Below are 12,644 nucleotides of genomic sequence, written 5' to 3' on the forward strand. Positions count from 1 at the left end.
GCGGAACTGTACACCTGTTCTGGGTCGAGGAGCATGGACATCACGGTATCCAGCTTGGAATTGGACAGCCACCGCACAATGGCTTACCGGTCATACGCCGATGGAACGGCCCTGTGCGGGGGAGAACAACTGGAACTCTCCCCTACCCCTCGGTATCCCGGTACTGCGGCGATGGATCGTGGCGGACACAGGGATCCCCGGAGACACGGTGTGGTCCCCGTCTGACCGGATCCAGTCCCTTGGTCGTTGCCCAGCCCGTGTCTCTTCGTCTGCCGTCCCCGGTCGGGCCCTTGGAGGAGAAGTACGAGATGCCGTACTGGTGAGGTGATTCACGGTGGGCGACACCGACCGTGATGGCAAGCTCGGCGTTGCCGGGGTCGTTGATGGTGAGCGCCAGGGTGGTCGCGACCGGGCCGAGCAGTTTGCTGCTGACCGTGCCGTACCCGGTGTTCCCGGCGGCCACGACGACCACCACCCCGCTGGGGACCAGCCAGCCCATCTCGACGCATAGCGGACTCTGGCCGCACGCGAACCATTCCGGGTCGAAGCCGTGCCCGATGCTGATGTTCACTCCGTGGACCTGCAGGAGTTTACCGTTGCCGTTGACCTTCTGCAGGTGCGCGAGCGCGGCGAGGAGGTTGCTGACGTTGCCTCTGTCCTGGGCGTCGGGCGCCTTGTCGCTGAGCAGCCTGCACTGCATGGCAACGCTGCTCAGCCGGAGAAAGCACGGTCCTCGACGTTCTCGTGGTCACTGCGGAAGGCCATCATGGTGTGCAGGGCCCACCACGCCCGGTCGTCCATCCCCTTCCGTGCCGGACGTGATGGTCATTGGGCAGGGGTGGCGGTCAGGCCTGGCGTCGGTCGCGGAGAGTCAGCCCACCTAGACCCGCTCGAGGCAGCACGACCCCTGATTCCATGCATTCCAGCATCTCTCTCACCACACGCCCTGTTTTCCTAACTCCTTCCAGGGCCCTTCCTGCTTCCTTGTATACCGGTATACACCGGCCCGATTGTCAGATCCCTGGCATCAGTCAGGGCGCCGCGGAGGGGCTGATGTATACCGGTATACATCAGCCCGTTCACCAGATCCCCCAAGTTTTACGGGCTTCTCAAAAGTTTCTGGAGTTCCTGCGCAAACGTCTCGACCTGACCGCTGACCTTTGCCGCGAGCGCGTCCCGACCGAGCTTTCCAGGATCCGTATCCGGCAACCGCAGGTGCATCTTGAGACGCTCATAGTCGCTCGCACTCAACAGGTTGCCGAGCACCAGCTTCAGCATCGGCAGGGCAGCATTGGCCCGTGCCTCGGGTGTCGCCTCACTGGAATCGACCGTCTCCTGAAGTCGCTGCTCCTCCTGGGCAATGGTCTTCTCGAGCCGCGCCCGGGTCGCGGCGCGTCGGGCGGAACTCTCTGACGATTCCAGAGTCGAACTTTCATCGTATTTTCCAGTCGTGTCCTTGATGAGGTCCACAAGAAACGCCGCGTGGCTCTTCGGTTCAAACCCGCCGGCCAGAATCTGTGCACCACGGCTGAGCCGAGCCAGGATGTGCTCCTCGCCGAATTGCGTCATCAGGCGAACAGCCACCGGCTTGGAAATCCGGCGATCCACCATCCGGCGAAGGGCTTCGCTGTCGGCACTGACGTGAGGTGCCACTGGACCGGCACCGGGTGCGCGGAACCGGTAGGTGAGGTTCTGCTTGCTGCCCTTGCCCTCATACTCCACTCCGGTCAGGTAGCCACGCTCGATCAGATCATCATGTGCTCCCTGCAGCGTCCGGCGGATCTTGTCAGGCGAGAGGTTGGCGATCTTGCAGTCCTTGGCCCACTCGATCAACCCGACACGGATCATCTGTACAGGTTCGCTCAGGCTCAGGGGATCGTACCGCCGCGCGTCGAGCAGCCGGAAGAGGGAACGGGTCAACGGACGATCGAGTGACCTCAGGAAGGCGTAATCGAGCGGCTTGAGGTAGGAAGCGCGGATGCTGCGGACAATCGGCTCCGCGAGCGTGACTTCAAGTTCACTGCCCCGGCTGAGATGGAGGTCCGTGTCCTCGGCACTGAAGTTCAGGCCCGCGAGATACGTGAACGTGACGGTGGTCCAGCGTTCCCGGGTGGCGTCCCGCCAGCATTCGCTGGCCGAGTAACCGGCAAACCGGAGGCGATGCAGGCTTCGTTTCAGGGCCGCGTAGTAGTGCCCGGCATCACTGAACCCGGCACGTTTCAGCAGCGCGTAGGCCGTCGTGCGGATCCTGCCGTCCTCCGGGGCGCCCTGCTCGATGTACAGGTCGGTCAGGACCGTGGCGATGTCTCCGTCCAGGCCATGCGGGACCCCGCCGTATTCCGCTGAGGCCACGCACTGCAGTTTGGAAGGCCGGCCTTCCCGGAAGAAGTCGATGGTCCAGGTGGTGTAGTCATCGGGAATCCGTTCCTGGATGCTGATCAGGCCTAACCTTGACACGTTTGCCTCGTCATAGCCCGCCACCTCGGGTGACTGAGATGGCGGCGGGCTGGGCGGAAGCACTTTGGATTTGGCCATGGGCGTCGGGTCCCACTATATGCAAAATCGGGCCCGTGTGTTGTTGTCTTTTTAGAATGATGTTTTAAAGAATTAAAGAATTGTTGTACAACAACAGCGCCAAGGTCGTCTTGCGTCCAGCACGGCCTCGGTGTGCCTTTTTCCCCCAAGTATGACGGGAAAATCCCCCGAGTATGACGGGAAAACCCCCCGAGTATGACGGGCTTTTCGGAATATTCCCCCCAAGTATGACGGGAAAACCCCCCAAGTATGACGGGAAGAAATGGGCCCGTTTCCCCCAAGTATGACGGGCTTCCCGGCGGCCGTTTCCCCCGAGTATGACGGGAGTCCCCCGAGTATGACGGGAGTCCCGGCGACCGTTTCCCCCAAGTATGACGGGAGGGTTCGCCTGACAGCACGGACAGAGGGTTGCGCATGACTGACCGGGATGTCAGACTCGGTGACATGGAGATCGATCCCGGCAAGATGTACACGCTCCGCGAACTGGCCGAGGAGTTTCAGGTCAGTGAACGCACGCTCACCCGGAAGCTCGAGACGCAGGAACTCCGGGGCTACAAGGTGGGCGCTCAGTGGCGCATCAAAGGCCGGGACTGGATGAGCTTCAGCGGGGTGGTGCAGGGGCCGCACGTGTACGTGGTCGCCAACGCCAAAGGCGGTGCCGGAAAGAGTACCTTCACGGCCAACCTCGCCGTTCTGAGGGCGCAGGAGGGCCGCCGGGTGCTCCTGCTGGACCTCGACCCGCAGGGACACCTGGCAACGCTCCTGCGCATGCCTGTGGACCCCAGCCGCACCACTGCACAACTGCTCGACGAGGAACTCCGGCTCGGCCGCACCCACCCGCAGTTCCAGGAACGCTGGCGCACCCTGTGGACCGACCTGCTGCAACCGATCCCCCACGAGGGCGCGGATGACGCGCTCGGACGCGTCTTTCTGGTCCCGGCACACAACGATCTCCAGGACCTGGAGCGAGCCAACTTCCACCGCACCAAGCCGGTGGAATACGCGCTCAAGGAGGCCATCGCCGCGCTGAGTACGGTGAATCCGGACATCGACGAGATCTGGATCGATACCCCGCCGAACCTCGGGCCGCTGACGCGCAATGCCCTGATGGCCGGTCACTCGCTGCTTTCCCCCTTCGCGAAGAGCGACCTCGGTCTCGACGGACTGGAACGGCTGATGTCGCTGGTCGAACAGTACCTGGAATTCAACCCCTACCTGAGGATCGCCGGGCTGGCGATGAACTTCGGAAACCCGAGAACCATCATGCACGGCGAGATTCGCGAGACCATCCGGCAGCGGCCGCAGCTGGCGCCGTACCTGCTGGAGGCGTACGTCAGTGAGGCCGAGCGGTTCAACCAGGCGCCCCGGCTGGGACTGCCGCTGGTGCTGGCAGAGCCGAACAGCGTCAGCGCCAACGAGCTCCGGGCGGTGCTGGCCGAGGTGATGCAGCGTGCCGAGTAAACGCCAGCTCCTGGCGGAACGGCGCAGTCGGGTGGGGGAATCCGCCACGCCCGTGAACGTGTCGACCGGCCACCTGACGGCCGTCGAGAGAACACTGGTGGAGGATGGGGCGTCCGAGGACGTGGTGGCGTACTGGATCCCGCTGGACGACCTGGAACCCAGTCCCTTCCAGTACCGCTACACCCTGGATGAGGGCGCTGTGGAGGCCCTGGCCCAGTCGATCCAGGCGCAGGAGCTCTACCAGCCGATCACGGTGCGCCCGACCGGCCAGCCGGGGAGATACCAGGTGGTGCTCGGGCACCGCCGGATGGAGGCGTTCCGGCGGCTGAAGCGCACGGCTGTGCCGGCCATGATCCGCGAGTACGACGACCTTCAGGCGCTCCGGGCGATGCTGGACGAGAACCTCCGCCGGGAGGACGTCAACCTGTTCGAACAGACTGAAGGTGTGGTCCGGCTGGTGGCCGTCAGCAGTGGCCGCCCTGGAGACCCGGTCGAAGTGACCCGCCGCCTGCTGGGGGAGATGCGCACCCAGATGAAGCTGAACGGGCCGGAGGACCTGCAGGAACCGTACCTCACGACCAGTCGCCTGATCCAGGAGGTGACCGGCATGCCATGGCTGTCCTTCTACACCAACAGGATGCGGGTCTACAGCCTTCCTGCAGCACTCCAGAAGGCGGTCCGGGCGGGCATGCCCTACTCGCTCGCCCTGGCTGTCCAACGTCTCCCTGAAGACCGTCACACTGCTGCCCTGGCTTTCCTGGGTGCGCCAGCCGGCCCGTGGCGTTCGAGACAGGACCTCGTGGCCTGGGCCGCGGAGGAACGTGAACCCCAGAGAGGCTACCTGGACCGGCTCCAGGGGCTGGGACGACAGTTGGACCGGCGTCAGCTGACACGCGCCGACCAGGCTCAGGTCGAGAAGCTTCTGAAACGGCTTGAAGGCCTGTTGCAGTGAAGCAGAAGCGGGATTCTGAAGGCCAGCAGATGTCCTGAAGAACTCGTGTCGATGTCGACACGACCCCTCCGAAACGCGTTGAGCTCGGGTGTGAAGTGGGGGAGTTCTGCCTCTCCTACCGCGCGCCCGATGTTTCAGTCCCTTAGCAGGGAGATGGCCTATGACCGCCAGCGCGAAGAACCGCATCGCGGCGACCGCCGGTCAGAAGTTTCAGTCCCTTAGCAGGGAGATGGCCTGTGACGCCCCGGTGGACGAATGGACCAAGTGGAGCGACTAGTTTCAGTCCCTTAGCAGGGAGATGGCCTGTGACCAGCCGAAAGCGTCCACGCCCGCCGCAGCCACCAGTTTCAGTCCCTTAGCAGGGAGATGGCCTGTGACGGCAGGCAGAGGTCCAGACCTACCGCGTTGTGGAGGTTTCAGTCCCTTAGCAGGGAGATGGCCTGTGACTGGTGCGGGCACAGCAACGGCTATTACAGCGAAGTTTCAGTCCCTTAACAGGGAGATGGCCTGTGACATCGTCAACCGCGTCATGAGCGCGGATGAGATGTTTCAGTCCCTTAACAGGGAGATGGCCTGTGACGTGGAGCATTGAGCGATAATTCCCCGGCATCTGGTTTCAGTCCCTTAGCAGGGAGATGGCCTGTGACGTGGTGGTGAACAGCGGTTGCACCACCAGCACCGTGTTTCAGTCCCTTAGCAGGGAGATGGCCTGTGACCCTCGCCAACCACATGGGCGGTCCGGCCCGCCGGAGGTTTCAGTCCCTTAGCAGGGAGATGGCCTGTGACTCACCAGTACGTCATTGGCCTGGCCACCGCCAGTTTCAGTCCCTTAGCAGGGAGATGGCCTGTGACAGGAGGGGGAGAAGGCGCACTACCGCGAGGTGGGTTTCAGTCCCTTAGCAGGGAGATGGCCTGTGACGCCTGCACTAATACCGCTAGCTTTACCTCTGCTGTTTCAGTCCCTTAGCAGGGAGATGGCCTGTGACTCCTGAAGTACGCCGAGGAGCAGGGCTGGGAACTGTTTCAGTCCCTTAGCAGGGAGATGGCCTGTGACGAGCAATCCAAGATGTCTGCGCCAGCGCAGACGAGTTTCAGTCCCTTAGCAGGGAGATGGCCTGTGACCAGCACCTGGAGCTTCTACCGCTTCGCCACCATCAAGTTTCAGTCCCTTAGCAGGGAGATGGCCTGTGACTGAGGACATGGTGCGTATGGCGGAAACCACGGTGTTTCAGTCCCTTAGCAGGGAGATGGCCTGTGACCGTTGGGCGTGCCGCGCTTCGCCAGCTCGCGGACGTTTCAGTCCCTTAGCAGGGAGATGGCCTGTGACACCCGACCGCTTTCTTCCCCACGCCCGCCACCGTTTCAGTCCCTTAGCAGGGAGATGGCCTGTGACACAGCGAGGTGTACGCCACGCAGACGCTCAGTCGTTTCAGTCCCTTAGCAGGGAGATGGCCTGTGACGGACCCGCTGGAAACTGTCATGCTGCACGCTCTTCCTGATCCCCTCTCATCACATTGCATACCCGGTATGCACCGATGTCGCGGTTCAGGACCTCGAACACCCTCACTCTACCCTGTTTTTCCCGCGCTGGGACGGCATGCACGATGATCGCCCACCCCACGCCTCCCGCTCACCTGCCCTGCACGCCCTCCAGGTCAGCCCGCAGGCCTCGTTTTGTACCCGGTGCAGGAATCGTATGCACGTCGTCGTGCACCACCCGTGGCCCCGGACGAACTCCTTCCAGCCGCAACCGCACCACACCCCCCGGGTCGCACGACGATCCCGTCACCGCAGCAGGTCCGGGCATCCTGTCGGGGCCGTGGGGTCAGCTGGCGGCGTCATGGGATCCTGGCTGGCCAGCCAGGATCCCATGAGGTTCTGGATCAGTCGTGGGCCCGTGCGGCGGCGCGCAGGTCGGTCAGGGCCTGGTAGAACACTTCCCGGGCGCGGCGTTCCTGCCGGACGGTGACGCCGCACCGGTCGGGCAGGGTCCGTGCCGTGCCGTGAGGCAGGTGCGGGTTGCCGCGTCGGTCACGGGTCTGCAGAGCGTCAGGGGAGCGGGCCAGCAGGGCGAGGTAGGCGGCGCGCAGGCGCGTGACCTGCCCCGCGGTCAGGGAGGGGTCCGCGTGGCGGGCCTGCCGGTCGAAGTGCCGTTCCAGGCGGTGCAGGGTGTCGGTGAGACTGCGGGGGTGCGGGTCCTGAATGTCGGGGGGCGGGACGCTCAGGTGGTCGAGGTGCGTTTCGGGCAGCCGGTGTTCGCGCTGGTCGTGCAGGTGCCGCTGGTGGTGGGCGCGCGAGTCGTTCAGTGCGAAGGCCAGCAGGAAGCGTTCGAAGCTGCCTGCGGCCGCGTTGAAGCTCAGGACGGCCAGGCCGACGAGCAGGGGCGTCTGGAACAGTTCGCTGACGGCTTCGAGGGCGTGTTCGGCGGTGACGGGCGCGATGTCCTGGTCGCCGTACGTCCGCTGGCGGGGGAGGGGGCGGTGGCCGGTGATCTGCTCGGCGAGGAGGGGGTACACGAAGGCCTGGACGCTGGGCACGACGGGCCGGGTGGCCGTGTCGATGTCGGTGCGCAGGTCGGCGGGGGCGTCCACGAAGGCGGCGAGGCGGAGCTTGTCGGTGGGCGTCGGGTGGGTGAGGCGGGCGGCGTCGGCACGGTAGCGGTGTCCGCCGTGCGTGGTGGGGAGGGGAACGGGCGTCAGGCGGCGGTGCAGGCTCTGCTGGCACGTGAGGATCACGGCGGGAATGAGCGGGCAGACGAACTCGGCGGACAGGGCGTGAAGGTGTTGGTGTGACATCGCCCGCAGGCGACGGATGGACCTGCACAGCCTACCGGCGGGCGGCCGAGCCCGGCAATGCGCGTGTTGACGTACGCCGGTGCACGTAGTCGGGCGGCCCGCAGTGATGCGGGCCGCCCGTGGGGGTGGGAGGTCAGGGTGCCGTGGGGGGCGGGATCACGTCTCGGCGAGTGCCTGGAGCGTGGCGTGCCAGGGGAGTTTCCTGAACTCCTTCGGCTCGATGTTCTGCAGCGGGAGGAACTTCTGCAGGATGCCCTGTGCGGCCTGCCGTGCCTGCGCGGGCGCGAGGATGCCCTGTTCGGCTTCGGTCGCGAGTCGGCTGGCGGCCTGCCAGATCCGGCTCTGCCGGTTCCGGAGGTCCTGCAGGGTCCAGCGGGCGTTCGGGGCGAGCACGACGCTCAGCCAGGAGGGCAGGGTCGCGGTGACCTGCGGGGCGGCGGGGGCCGGGCTGCCGGTGTCGCTCGGGGTCGTGGGCGACTGCACCTCGAACCGGCCGAAGCCGCTGCTCGTCTTGGCGCCGAGCCCTTCCTCGGCGAGGGCCCGCGTGAGGAGTTCCGTCACGGCCCTGAGCGCGTCGCGGCCCTCGTCGTCCGGTGGTGCGCTGAGGATGACCGTGAAGGTGCCGCTGACGCTCAGGAACGGGACCGGGACCGGCTCGTCCCAGTCGGCGGGGGGGACGTCGCTGCCGCCGTAGTACGCCTGATGGTGGACTGTCATGACCTCGCGGTGCAGGTGCCACTTCCCGGGCACCGGGAGCGCGTCCTGAAACGTGACGAGGCCCGCTTCCTCGGTCCAGCCGAACACGCGCCGGAACGGGCCGTCCGGGCGGGCGCGGTCCCAGCCCTCGTAGTGCCGGGCCGCGAACGTCGCCGTGAGGCCTTTCAGGGCGCTGCCGGGCAGGACCGGCACGCCGTAGGTGTGGTGCGTCGAGAGGCTGTTCTCGAGGGGGCTGCCGGTGCCGAGTCCCACCACGGTGCGGCCGCGGGTGGTGACGGTCAGGACCTGCACGTGCCGTCCGCTGGCGGTGGCGGCCCGCTGCCAGCGGGCGTGGCTCGCCTGGTACCCGGCCGGATGGTCGGCGCGCGTGTTCCCGAAGCGGTTCACCAGGGCCGTGACCAGGGCGTCCTTGGCCGCGTTCTTCTGTGCCGGGTCGGCGGCCGGGAGGTAGCGCGCCAGGGCGAGCCCCAGGTGCGTGACGTCTTCCGGCCGGACCGAGCGGAGCGGGTCGCGCAGCGTCTGGGTCATCCCTCCACCTCTTCGCCCGGTTCGACCTTCAGGATGCTGGACGCGAGGCGCTTGAACCACGTCGCGGCGAGCAGGGCCTCACGGGTCAGCATCAGGTAGCTGGCGGGGTCGCTGTCGGTCCGGGATTCCGCCAGCAGCTGCTCGCGCCGCAGGGACGGGCGACCGGTGGCCTCGCCGACCGTCGCGGCGAGGTGGTCGAGCAGCGGCACGTCGTACGCCCTGGCCTTCTGGTCCGTGAACGCGAGGGCCTGCGCCAGTCCGGAGGAGCGGATCAGGAACGGCAGGTTCAGGGCGAGCACACCGTACTTCTTGTGCTTGTCGTTCGGGAGGGCGCTCACCTGCCGGTACGCGCTCTGGGCGCGCTGCTGGTCGCGGTTCACCGTGCACCGTCCAGGTCCAGGCGCAGGCTGCACAGGCCGCGTCCCGTGCCGGCCTTCCCGCCGAACTGCGCGTAGCGGTGCGTGCCGATCCGGCCGAGCACCTCGGCGGGCGGGAGGGCGCGGCCGTCCCGGCTCGTCTCGGCGCGCATCAGGCCGAACAGGACCGTCTCGGCCGGGAGGGACTCCTCGTACCACAGGGCGCCCCGGTCGACCGTCTTGGTCTGCTCGTTCAGCCGGATCCGGGCGTTCACCTCGGTGGCCAGTTCCGCCGCGAGGGACAGCTGGGTGTCGTCCAGCACGCACAGCCGCTGGCGCAGCGAGGTGGCCGCGTCCTCGTCCCCCAGCAGCGTGCCGAGCGCGGCTGCCCAGGCGTCGGCGGCCCTGACGTCGTCCGCGGCCGTCAGCTGCCAGTCGTCGAGCAGCACCGCGGCCGTCTTCGGGAGCTTCAGGACGCTGTCGCCCGTCAGCAGCGCCTGCCCGGACGTGACCGTCGGGACGGCCGGGAGCGGGGCCGTGCCGCTCACCGCAGCGTCGCGCCGCAGCCGGGCGAGCAGCGCGGGGCTGGTGGCCCACGCCCACGTGCCGGCCACGGACCGGACCGGGAACAGCAGGAGGCGCGCGTCGGTGACGCTCAGGGCGCCCGCGAACTCACTCGCGTGTCTGGGGTCGGGCCCGAAGACGGCCGCCTGGTCCTCGCGGCCGCCGAGCGCGTCCCGCAACACCCCACGGACGCTGCTGCCCGGCACGAACGGCAGGCCGGTCGCCCGTTCCCGCGTGACCGGCAGGTCGATGTCTCCCACGCCCTGCCCGGTCCCGGCATGCAGCGGCGTCAGGGCGTGGAGGGTGTAGAGGCGGGTGAGCGGCGCGGTCGGGGGAAGGATGGTCATTTGGTCGTCTCCTCGAGGAACTTCAGAAAGGCGGCGGGGATGTCAGGGTCGAACCGGGCCGGGTCGTCCTTCGGAGCGGGGACCTTGAGGGCCTCCGCTTCCTCCTTCGTCAGCAGGTGCTGCACGGCGTCGGTCCCGCGGAATTTTTTGAGGATCAGGTTCGAGAGCGGGTCGTTCCTGTGCGCGGCGCGCTGCAGGACGGTGGCGAGCAGCAGGCCGCCCGCGGCGGGTCGCAGCAGGACCGGGCTGGCGAGGCGGTCGGTGTTCTGGCCGCGCAGCGTCGTGTCGCCCGGGTCGCCCTGCCTGCTGTGGTCGTTCCGGTCGCCCTTGAACTGGAAGATGATCGGCAGGCCGAGGGCCGCGCGGGGGAACTTGCGTGCCTGGGTGACGGGCTGCGCGTGCGCCGGTGCGGCGTTGCCCGTCAGTCGCCGGATCTCGTCCGGTTCCGGCCAGTAACTGCGTCCCGCGTGCGACGTGCCGGGCCTGCGGAACTGCCGGAATTCCTGGTAGCGGTCCAGCGCCTCGTTCCAGGCGGACACCGCGTCCGGGTACCCGTCGACGATGACAGTGCGTTCACGCCGGAGGTCGAGCTGCGACACGCCGGCCGGTGCGGTTCCCGCCAGGACGTGCCGGGCCAGTGACCGGCGCAGGTCGGCGGGCGATTCCGTCTGCCCGGTGACGGCCAGCGCTCCGAACCCGCGCCGCGTCCTCGCGCCCACCCCTCCGAAACTCACCCACGCCCACAGGGCCGCCTCCAGGTCGGCCCGCACGCCCTCGGCGTCCTGGTGGGGGGCGCTTCCCAGGCGGTCGTCGCTCACCGTGAGGGTCACCTGGAACCGGACGCCGCTGCGCATGGGGGCCGCGTCGATTCCCTGCCGGCGGTTCTCGGCGAAGGGAAAGGCGGCGTACGCGGGCGGCCGGACAGGGCGTCCCGGTGTGACTCCGGTGTTCAGGGTCGTCACCGTGACCTGCACGCGCGACGGGCCGACGTCCGCGCTGCCCTTGTCGAAGGTGGCGGCCGTCCCGAACAGCCACGCCTCGTCGCGCCGCATCTTCGCGAGGCCGTCCTTGCCGTAGCGGCCCGCACGGGTGGCGCGCCACCAGAAGCGCAGGTGACCGCGGACGCTCTTGGCACTGACCGGCTGCTGCTCGTCGAGGTGCCGCGCGACGGCGCCGCCGCCCACCATGGGGGTGATGATCTCCAGGTCCCGCGTCAGGTGCAGCCCGGAGTCGGTCTTCCGGTTCAGTTCGAAGCGTGTCATTCGTCTCCCCACGCGCCCACCACGGCCAGACCCAGGCCGTCGAGGCGGTCCTGCTCGTTGTCGCTGACGGCACTCCACCAGGTGCGCTGCACCCACGCGCGGCGCTCCTCCGGCGTGCCGCCGAGGCTCAGGTGGTACACGCTGCCTTCCGGAGCGAGGCGCCGGGTGGGTTTCGGTGCGCGTTCCTTCAGGTCCCAGCCGCTGAGCGTGAGCGGGCGGCCGACGGCAGCCGCCCGCAGCACCGGCTGGACGACCGGGTCGTGGAGGAGCGTGAAGTCCTGGTCATGGACCGGCCGGGCGGGTTTCCAGCCGTCCCGGAACGCGGCCGGGGTGAGCAGCAGCACCCGTGCCCGGCCGGTGCGTGCCACGGCGTCCAGCACCCCGTCCGGGCAGGCGGGCCAGGTCGGGCCCTGTCCGGGACGCAGCACGCTGAGGCGCCGCTCCCCGCCGAACGGGACGGCGCCGGTCGGCAGTTCCGCGTTCGTGCGGAAACTCAGCCCGAAACGCTGCCCGGCACGGCCCGTGAACTCCAGGCCGCTCGTGCCGAAGAGCAGGCCCTCGGACGCCGTGCCGGTCGCGGGGTCCAGGCTGACGTGCGTCCGCTCGTCCTGGTCCAGCCGGACGCCGTCACCCAGCCGGACCTCCTTGCGTTCCAGCAGCCACGCCTCGAAGGCCGGCCACGGCCAGAACTGCGGGAGGACACCGGGTTTCCCTTTCGGTTCACCGGACAGCACGAGCGGCAGGAGGTCCTCGGCGTCATTGTCGAGCAGCACGCCCGGTTCCGGCGCGGCCGGCTTCAGGCGGTGCAGCCGGGACGAGGACCGGTCACCGAGCAGGACGGCGTCCCGTGGGGCCGGAGCGTACAGGCGGGGGACGCCGTCGTCGTCACCGAGTTCGGTGAGCAGGGGGCCCTGCAGGGTGAGCGTCATCAGTTCGGGAATGCTCCGGGGGTCGAAGCTGCCGTTCCGGCTGCCGTGCAGGGTACGGATCAGGCCGATCAGCGTGGTGGGCGGCACGAACGGCAGGCTGCGGGCGCTGTCGCCCGGACCGAAGGCGCGGCCGTCGCGGATCAGCAGCGGGTCGTGCGGTTCCAGCAGGGTGGTCCGTGGATGGATGGGGTCCGGCAT

General features: G+C 67.7%; 10 protein-coding genes and 1 CRISPR repeat array. Of the genes, 2 read left to right on the forward strand and 8 right to left on the reverse strand.

Features of this window, described 5'->3' with window-relative positions; all coding sequences use genetic code 11:
• Nucleotides 1-142 precede the first annotated feature (142 nt).
• Nucleotides 143-715, reverse strand: coding sequence for a S8 family serine peptidase (locus IEY33_RS11640; protein ID WP_268238833.1), 573 nt, complete (start codon nucleotides 713-715; stop codon nucleotides 143-145).
• Between the two features lie 383 nt (nucleotides 716-1,098).
• A complete protein-coding gene (locus tag IEY33_RS11645) occupies nucleotides 1,099-2,535 on the reverse strand; it encodes a replication initiator protein A (RefSeq protein ID WP_188963450.1) in 1,437 nt (478 codons plus the stop codon).
• 444 nt (nucleotides 2,536-2,979) lie between these two features.
• Between IEY33_RS11645 and IEY33_RS11650 the strand changes: the two genes are divergently transcribed.
• Both IEY33_RS11650 and IEY33_RS11655 read left to right on the forward strand, forming a co-directional pair.
• Nucleotides 2,980-3,996 carry an AAA family ATPase gene (locus tag IEY33_RS11650; RefSeq protein WP_188963451.1) on the forward strand — a complete coding sequence of 339 codons (1,017 nt, stop codon included), beginning with the start codon at nucleotides 2,980-2,982 and terminating at the stop codon, nucleotides 3,994-3,996.
• Nucleotides 3,986-4,948 (forward strand): ParB/RepB/Spo0J family partition protein, encoded by a 963-nt coding sequence (locus tag IEY33_RS11655; RefSeq protein ID WP_188963452.1) that lies wholly within the window; start codon nucleotides 3,986-3,988, stop codon nucleotides 4,946-4,948. Before IEY33_RS11650 ends, IEY33_RS11655 begins: the two co-directional genes overlap by 11 nt.
• 131 nt (nucleotides 4,949-5,079) lie before the next feature.
• A CRISPR array of direct repeats spans nucleotides 5,080-6,408; the repeat unit is 34 nt; unit sequence GTTTCAGTCCCTTAGCAGGGAGATGGCCTGTGAC.
• Nucleotides 6,409-6,831: 423 nt separating this feature from the next.
• On the opposite strand, the gene IEY33_RS11660 is transcribed toward IEY33_RS11655, so the two are convergent.
• The 6 genes from IEY33_RS11660 to IEY33_RS11685 form a co-directional block, all read right to left on the reverse strand.
• Nucleotides 6,832-7,743, reverse strand: coding sequence for a hypothetical protein (locus IEY33_RS11660; RefSeq protein WP_188963453.1), 912 nt, complete (start codon nucleotides 7,741-7,743; stop codon nucleotides 6,832-6,834).
• 156 nt (nucleotides 7,744-7,899) lie between these two features.
• Complete coding sequence (gene cmr6 / locus IEY33_RS11665; RefSeq protein ID WP_188963454.1) at nucleotides 7,900-8,988, reverse strand: type III-B CRISPR module RAMP protein Cmr6; 1,089 nt, start codon at nucleotides 8,986-8,988, stop codon at nucleotides 7,900-7,902.
• Nucleotides 8,985-9,368 (reverse strand): type III-B CRISPR module-associated protein Cmr5, encoded by a 384-nt coding sequence (cmr5, locus tag IEY33_RS11670; RefSeq protein ID WP_188963455.1) that lies wholly within the window; start codon nucleotides 9,366-9,368, stop codon nucleotides 8,985-8,987. Before cmr5 ends, cmr6 begins: the two co-directional genes overlap by 4 nt.
• Nucleotides 9,365-10,255: a type III-B CRISPR module RAMP protein Cmr4 gene (gene cmr4, locus IEY33_RS11675; protein WP_188963456.1), complete on the reverse strand. Its 891-nt coding sequence runs from the start codon at nucleotides 10,253-10,255 to the stop codon at nucleotides 9,365-9,367. The genes cmr5 and cmr4 overlap by 4 nt, the downstream gene beginning before the upstream one ends.
• Nucleotides 10,252-11,517 carry a type III-B CRISPR module RAMP protein Cmr1 gene (gene cmr1 / locus IEY33_RS11680; RefSeq protein ID WP_188963457.1) on the reverse strand — a complete coding sequence of 422 codons (1,266 nt, stop codon included), beginning with the start codon at nucleotides 11,515-11,517 and terminating at the stop codon, nucleotides 10,252-10,254. Before cmr1 ends, cmr4 begins: the two co-directional genes overlap by 4 nt.
• Nucleotides 11,514-12,644: a type III-B CRISPR module-associated Cmr3 family protein gene (locus tag IEY33_RS11685; protein ID WP_188963458.1), complete on the reverse strand. Its 1,131-nt coding sequence runs from the start codon at nucleotides 12,642-12,644 to the stop codon at nucleotides 11,514-11,516. Before IEY33_RS11685 ends, cmr1 begins: the two co-directional genes overlap by 4 nt.

The organism is Deinococcus aquiradiocola (genome assembly GCF_014646915.1).
Taxonomy (GTDB): domain Bacteria; phylum Deinococcota; class Deinococci; order Deinococcales; family Deinococcaceae; genus Deinococcus; species Deinococcus aquiradiocola.

What these genes read in the sequence shown, in the direction of transcription:
- IEY33_RS11685 (WP_188963458.1), bottom strand. Translation starts at nt 12,644, where the DNA reads ATGCCGGACCCCATCCATCCACGGACCACCCTGCTGGAACCGCACGAC.
- IEY33_RS11645 (WP_188963450.1), bottom strand. Translation starts at nt 2,535, where the DNA reads ATGGCCAAATCCAAAGTGCTTCCGCCCAGCCCGCCGCCATCTCAGTCA.
- IEY33_RS11660 (WP_188963453.1), bottom strand. Translation starts at nt 7,743, where the DNA reads ATGTCACACCAACACCTTCACGCCCTGTCCGCCGAGTTCGTCTGCCCG.
- cmr6 (WP_188963454.1), bottom strand. Translation starts at nt 8,988, where the DNA reads ATGACCCAGACGCTGCGCGACCCGCTCCGCTCGGTCCGGCCGGAAGAC.
- IEY33_RS11650 (WP_188963451.1), top strand. Translation starts at nt 2,980, where the DNA reads ATGGAGATCGATCCCGGCAAGATGTACACGCTCCGCGAACTGGCCGAG.
- cmr4 (WP_188963456.1), bottom strand. Translation starts at nt 10,255, where the DNA reads ATGACCATCCTTCCCCCGACCGCGCCGCTCACCCGCCTCTACACCCTC.
- cmr1 (WP_188963457.1), bottom strand. Translation starts at nt 11,517, where the DNA reads ATGACACGCTTCGAACTGAACCGGAAGACCGACTCCGGGCTGCACCTG.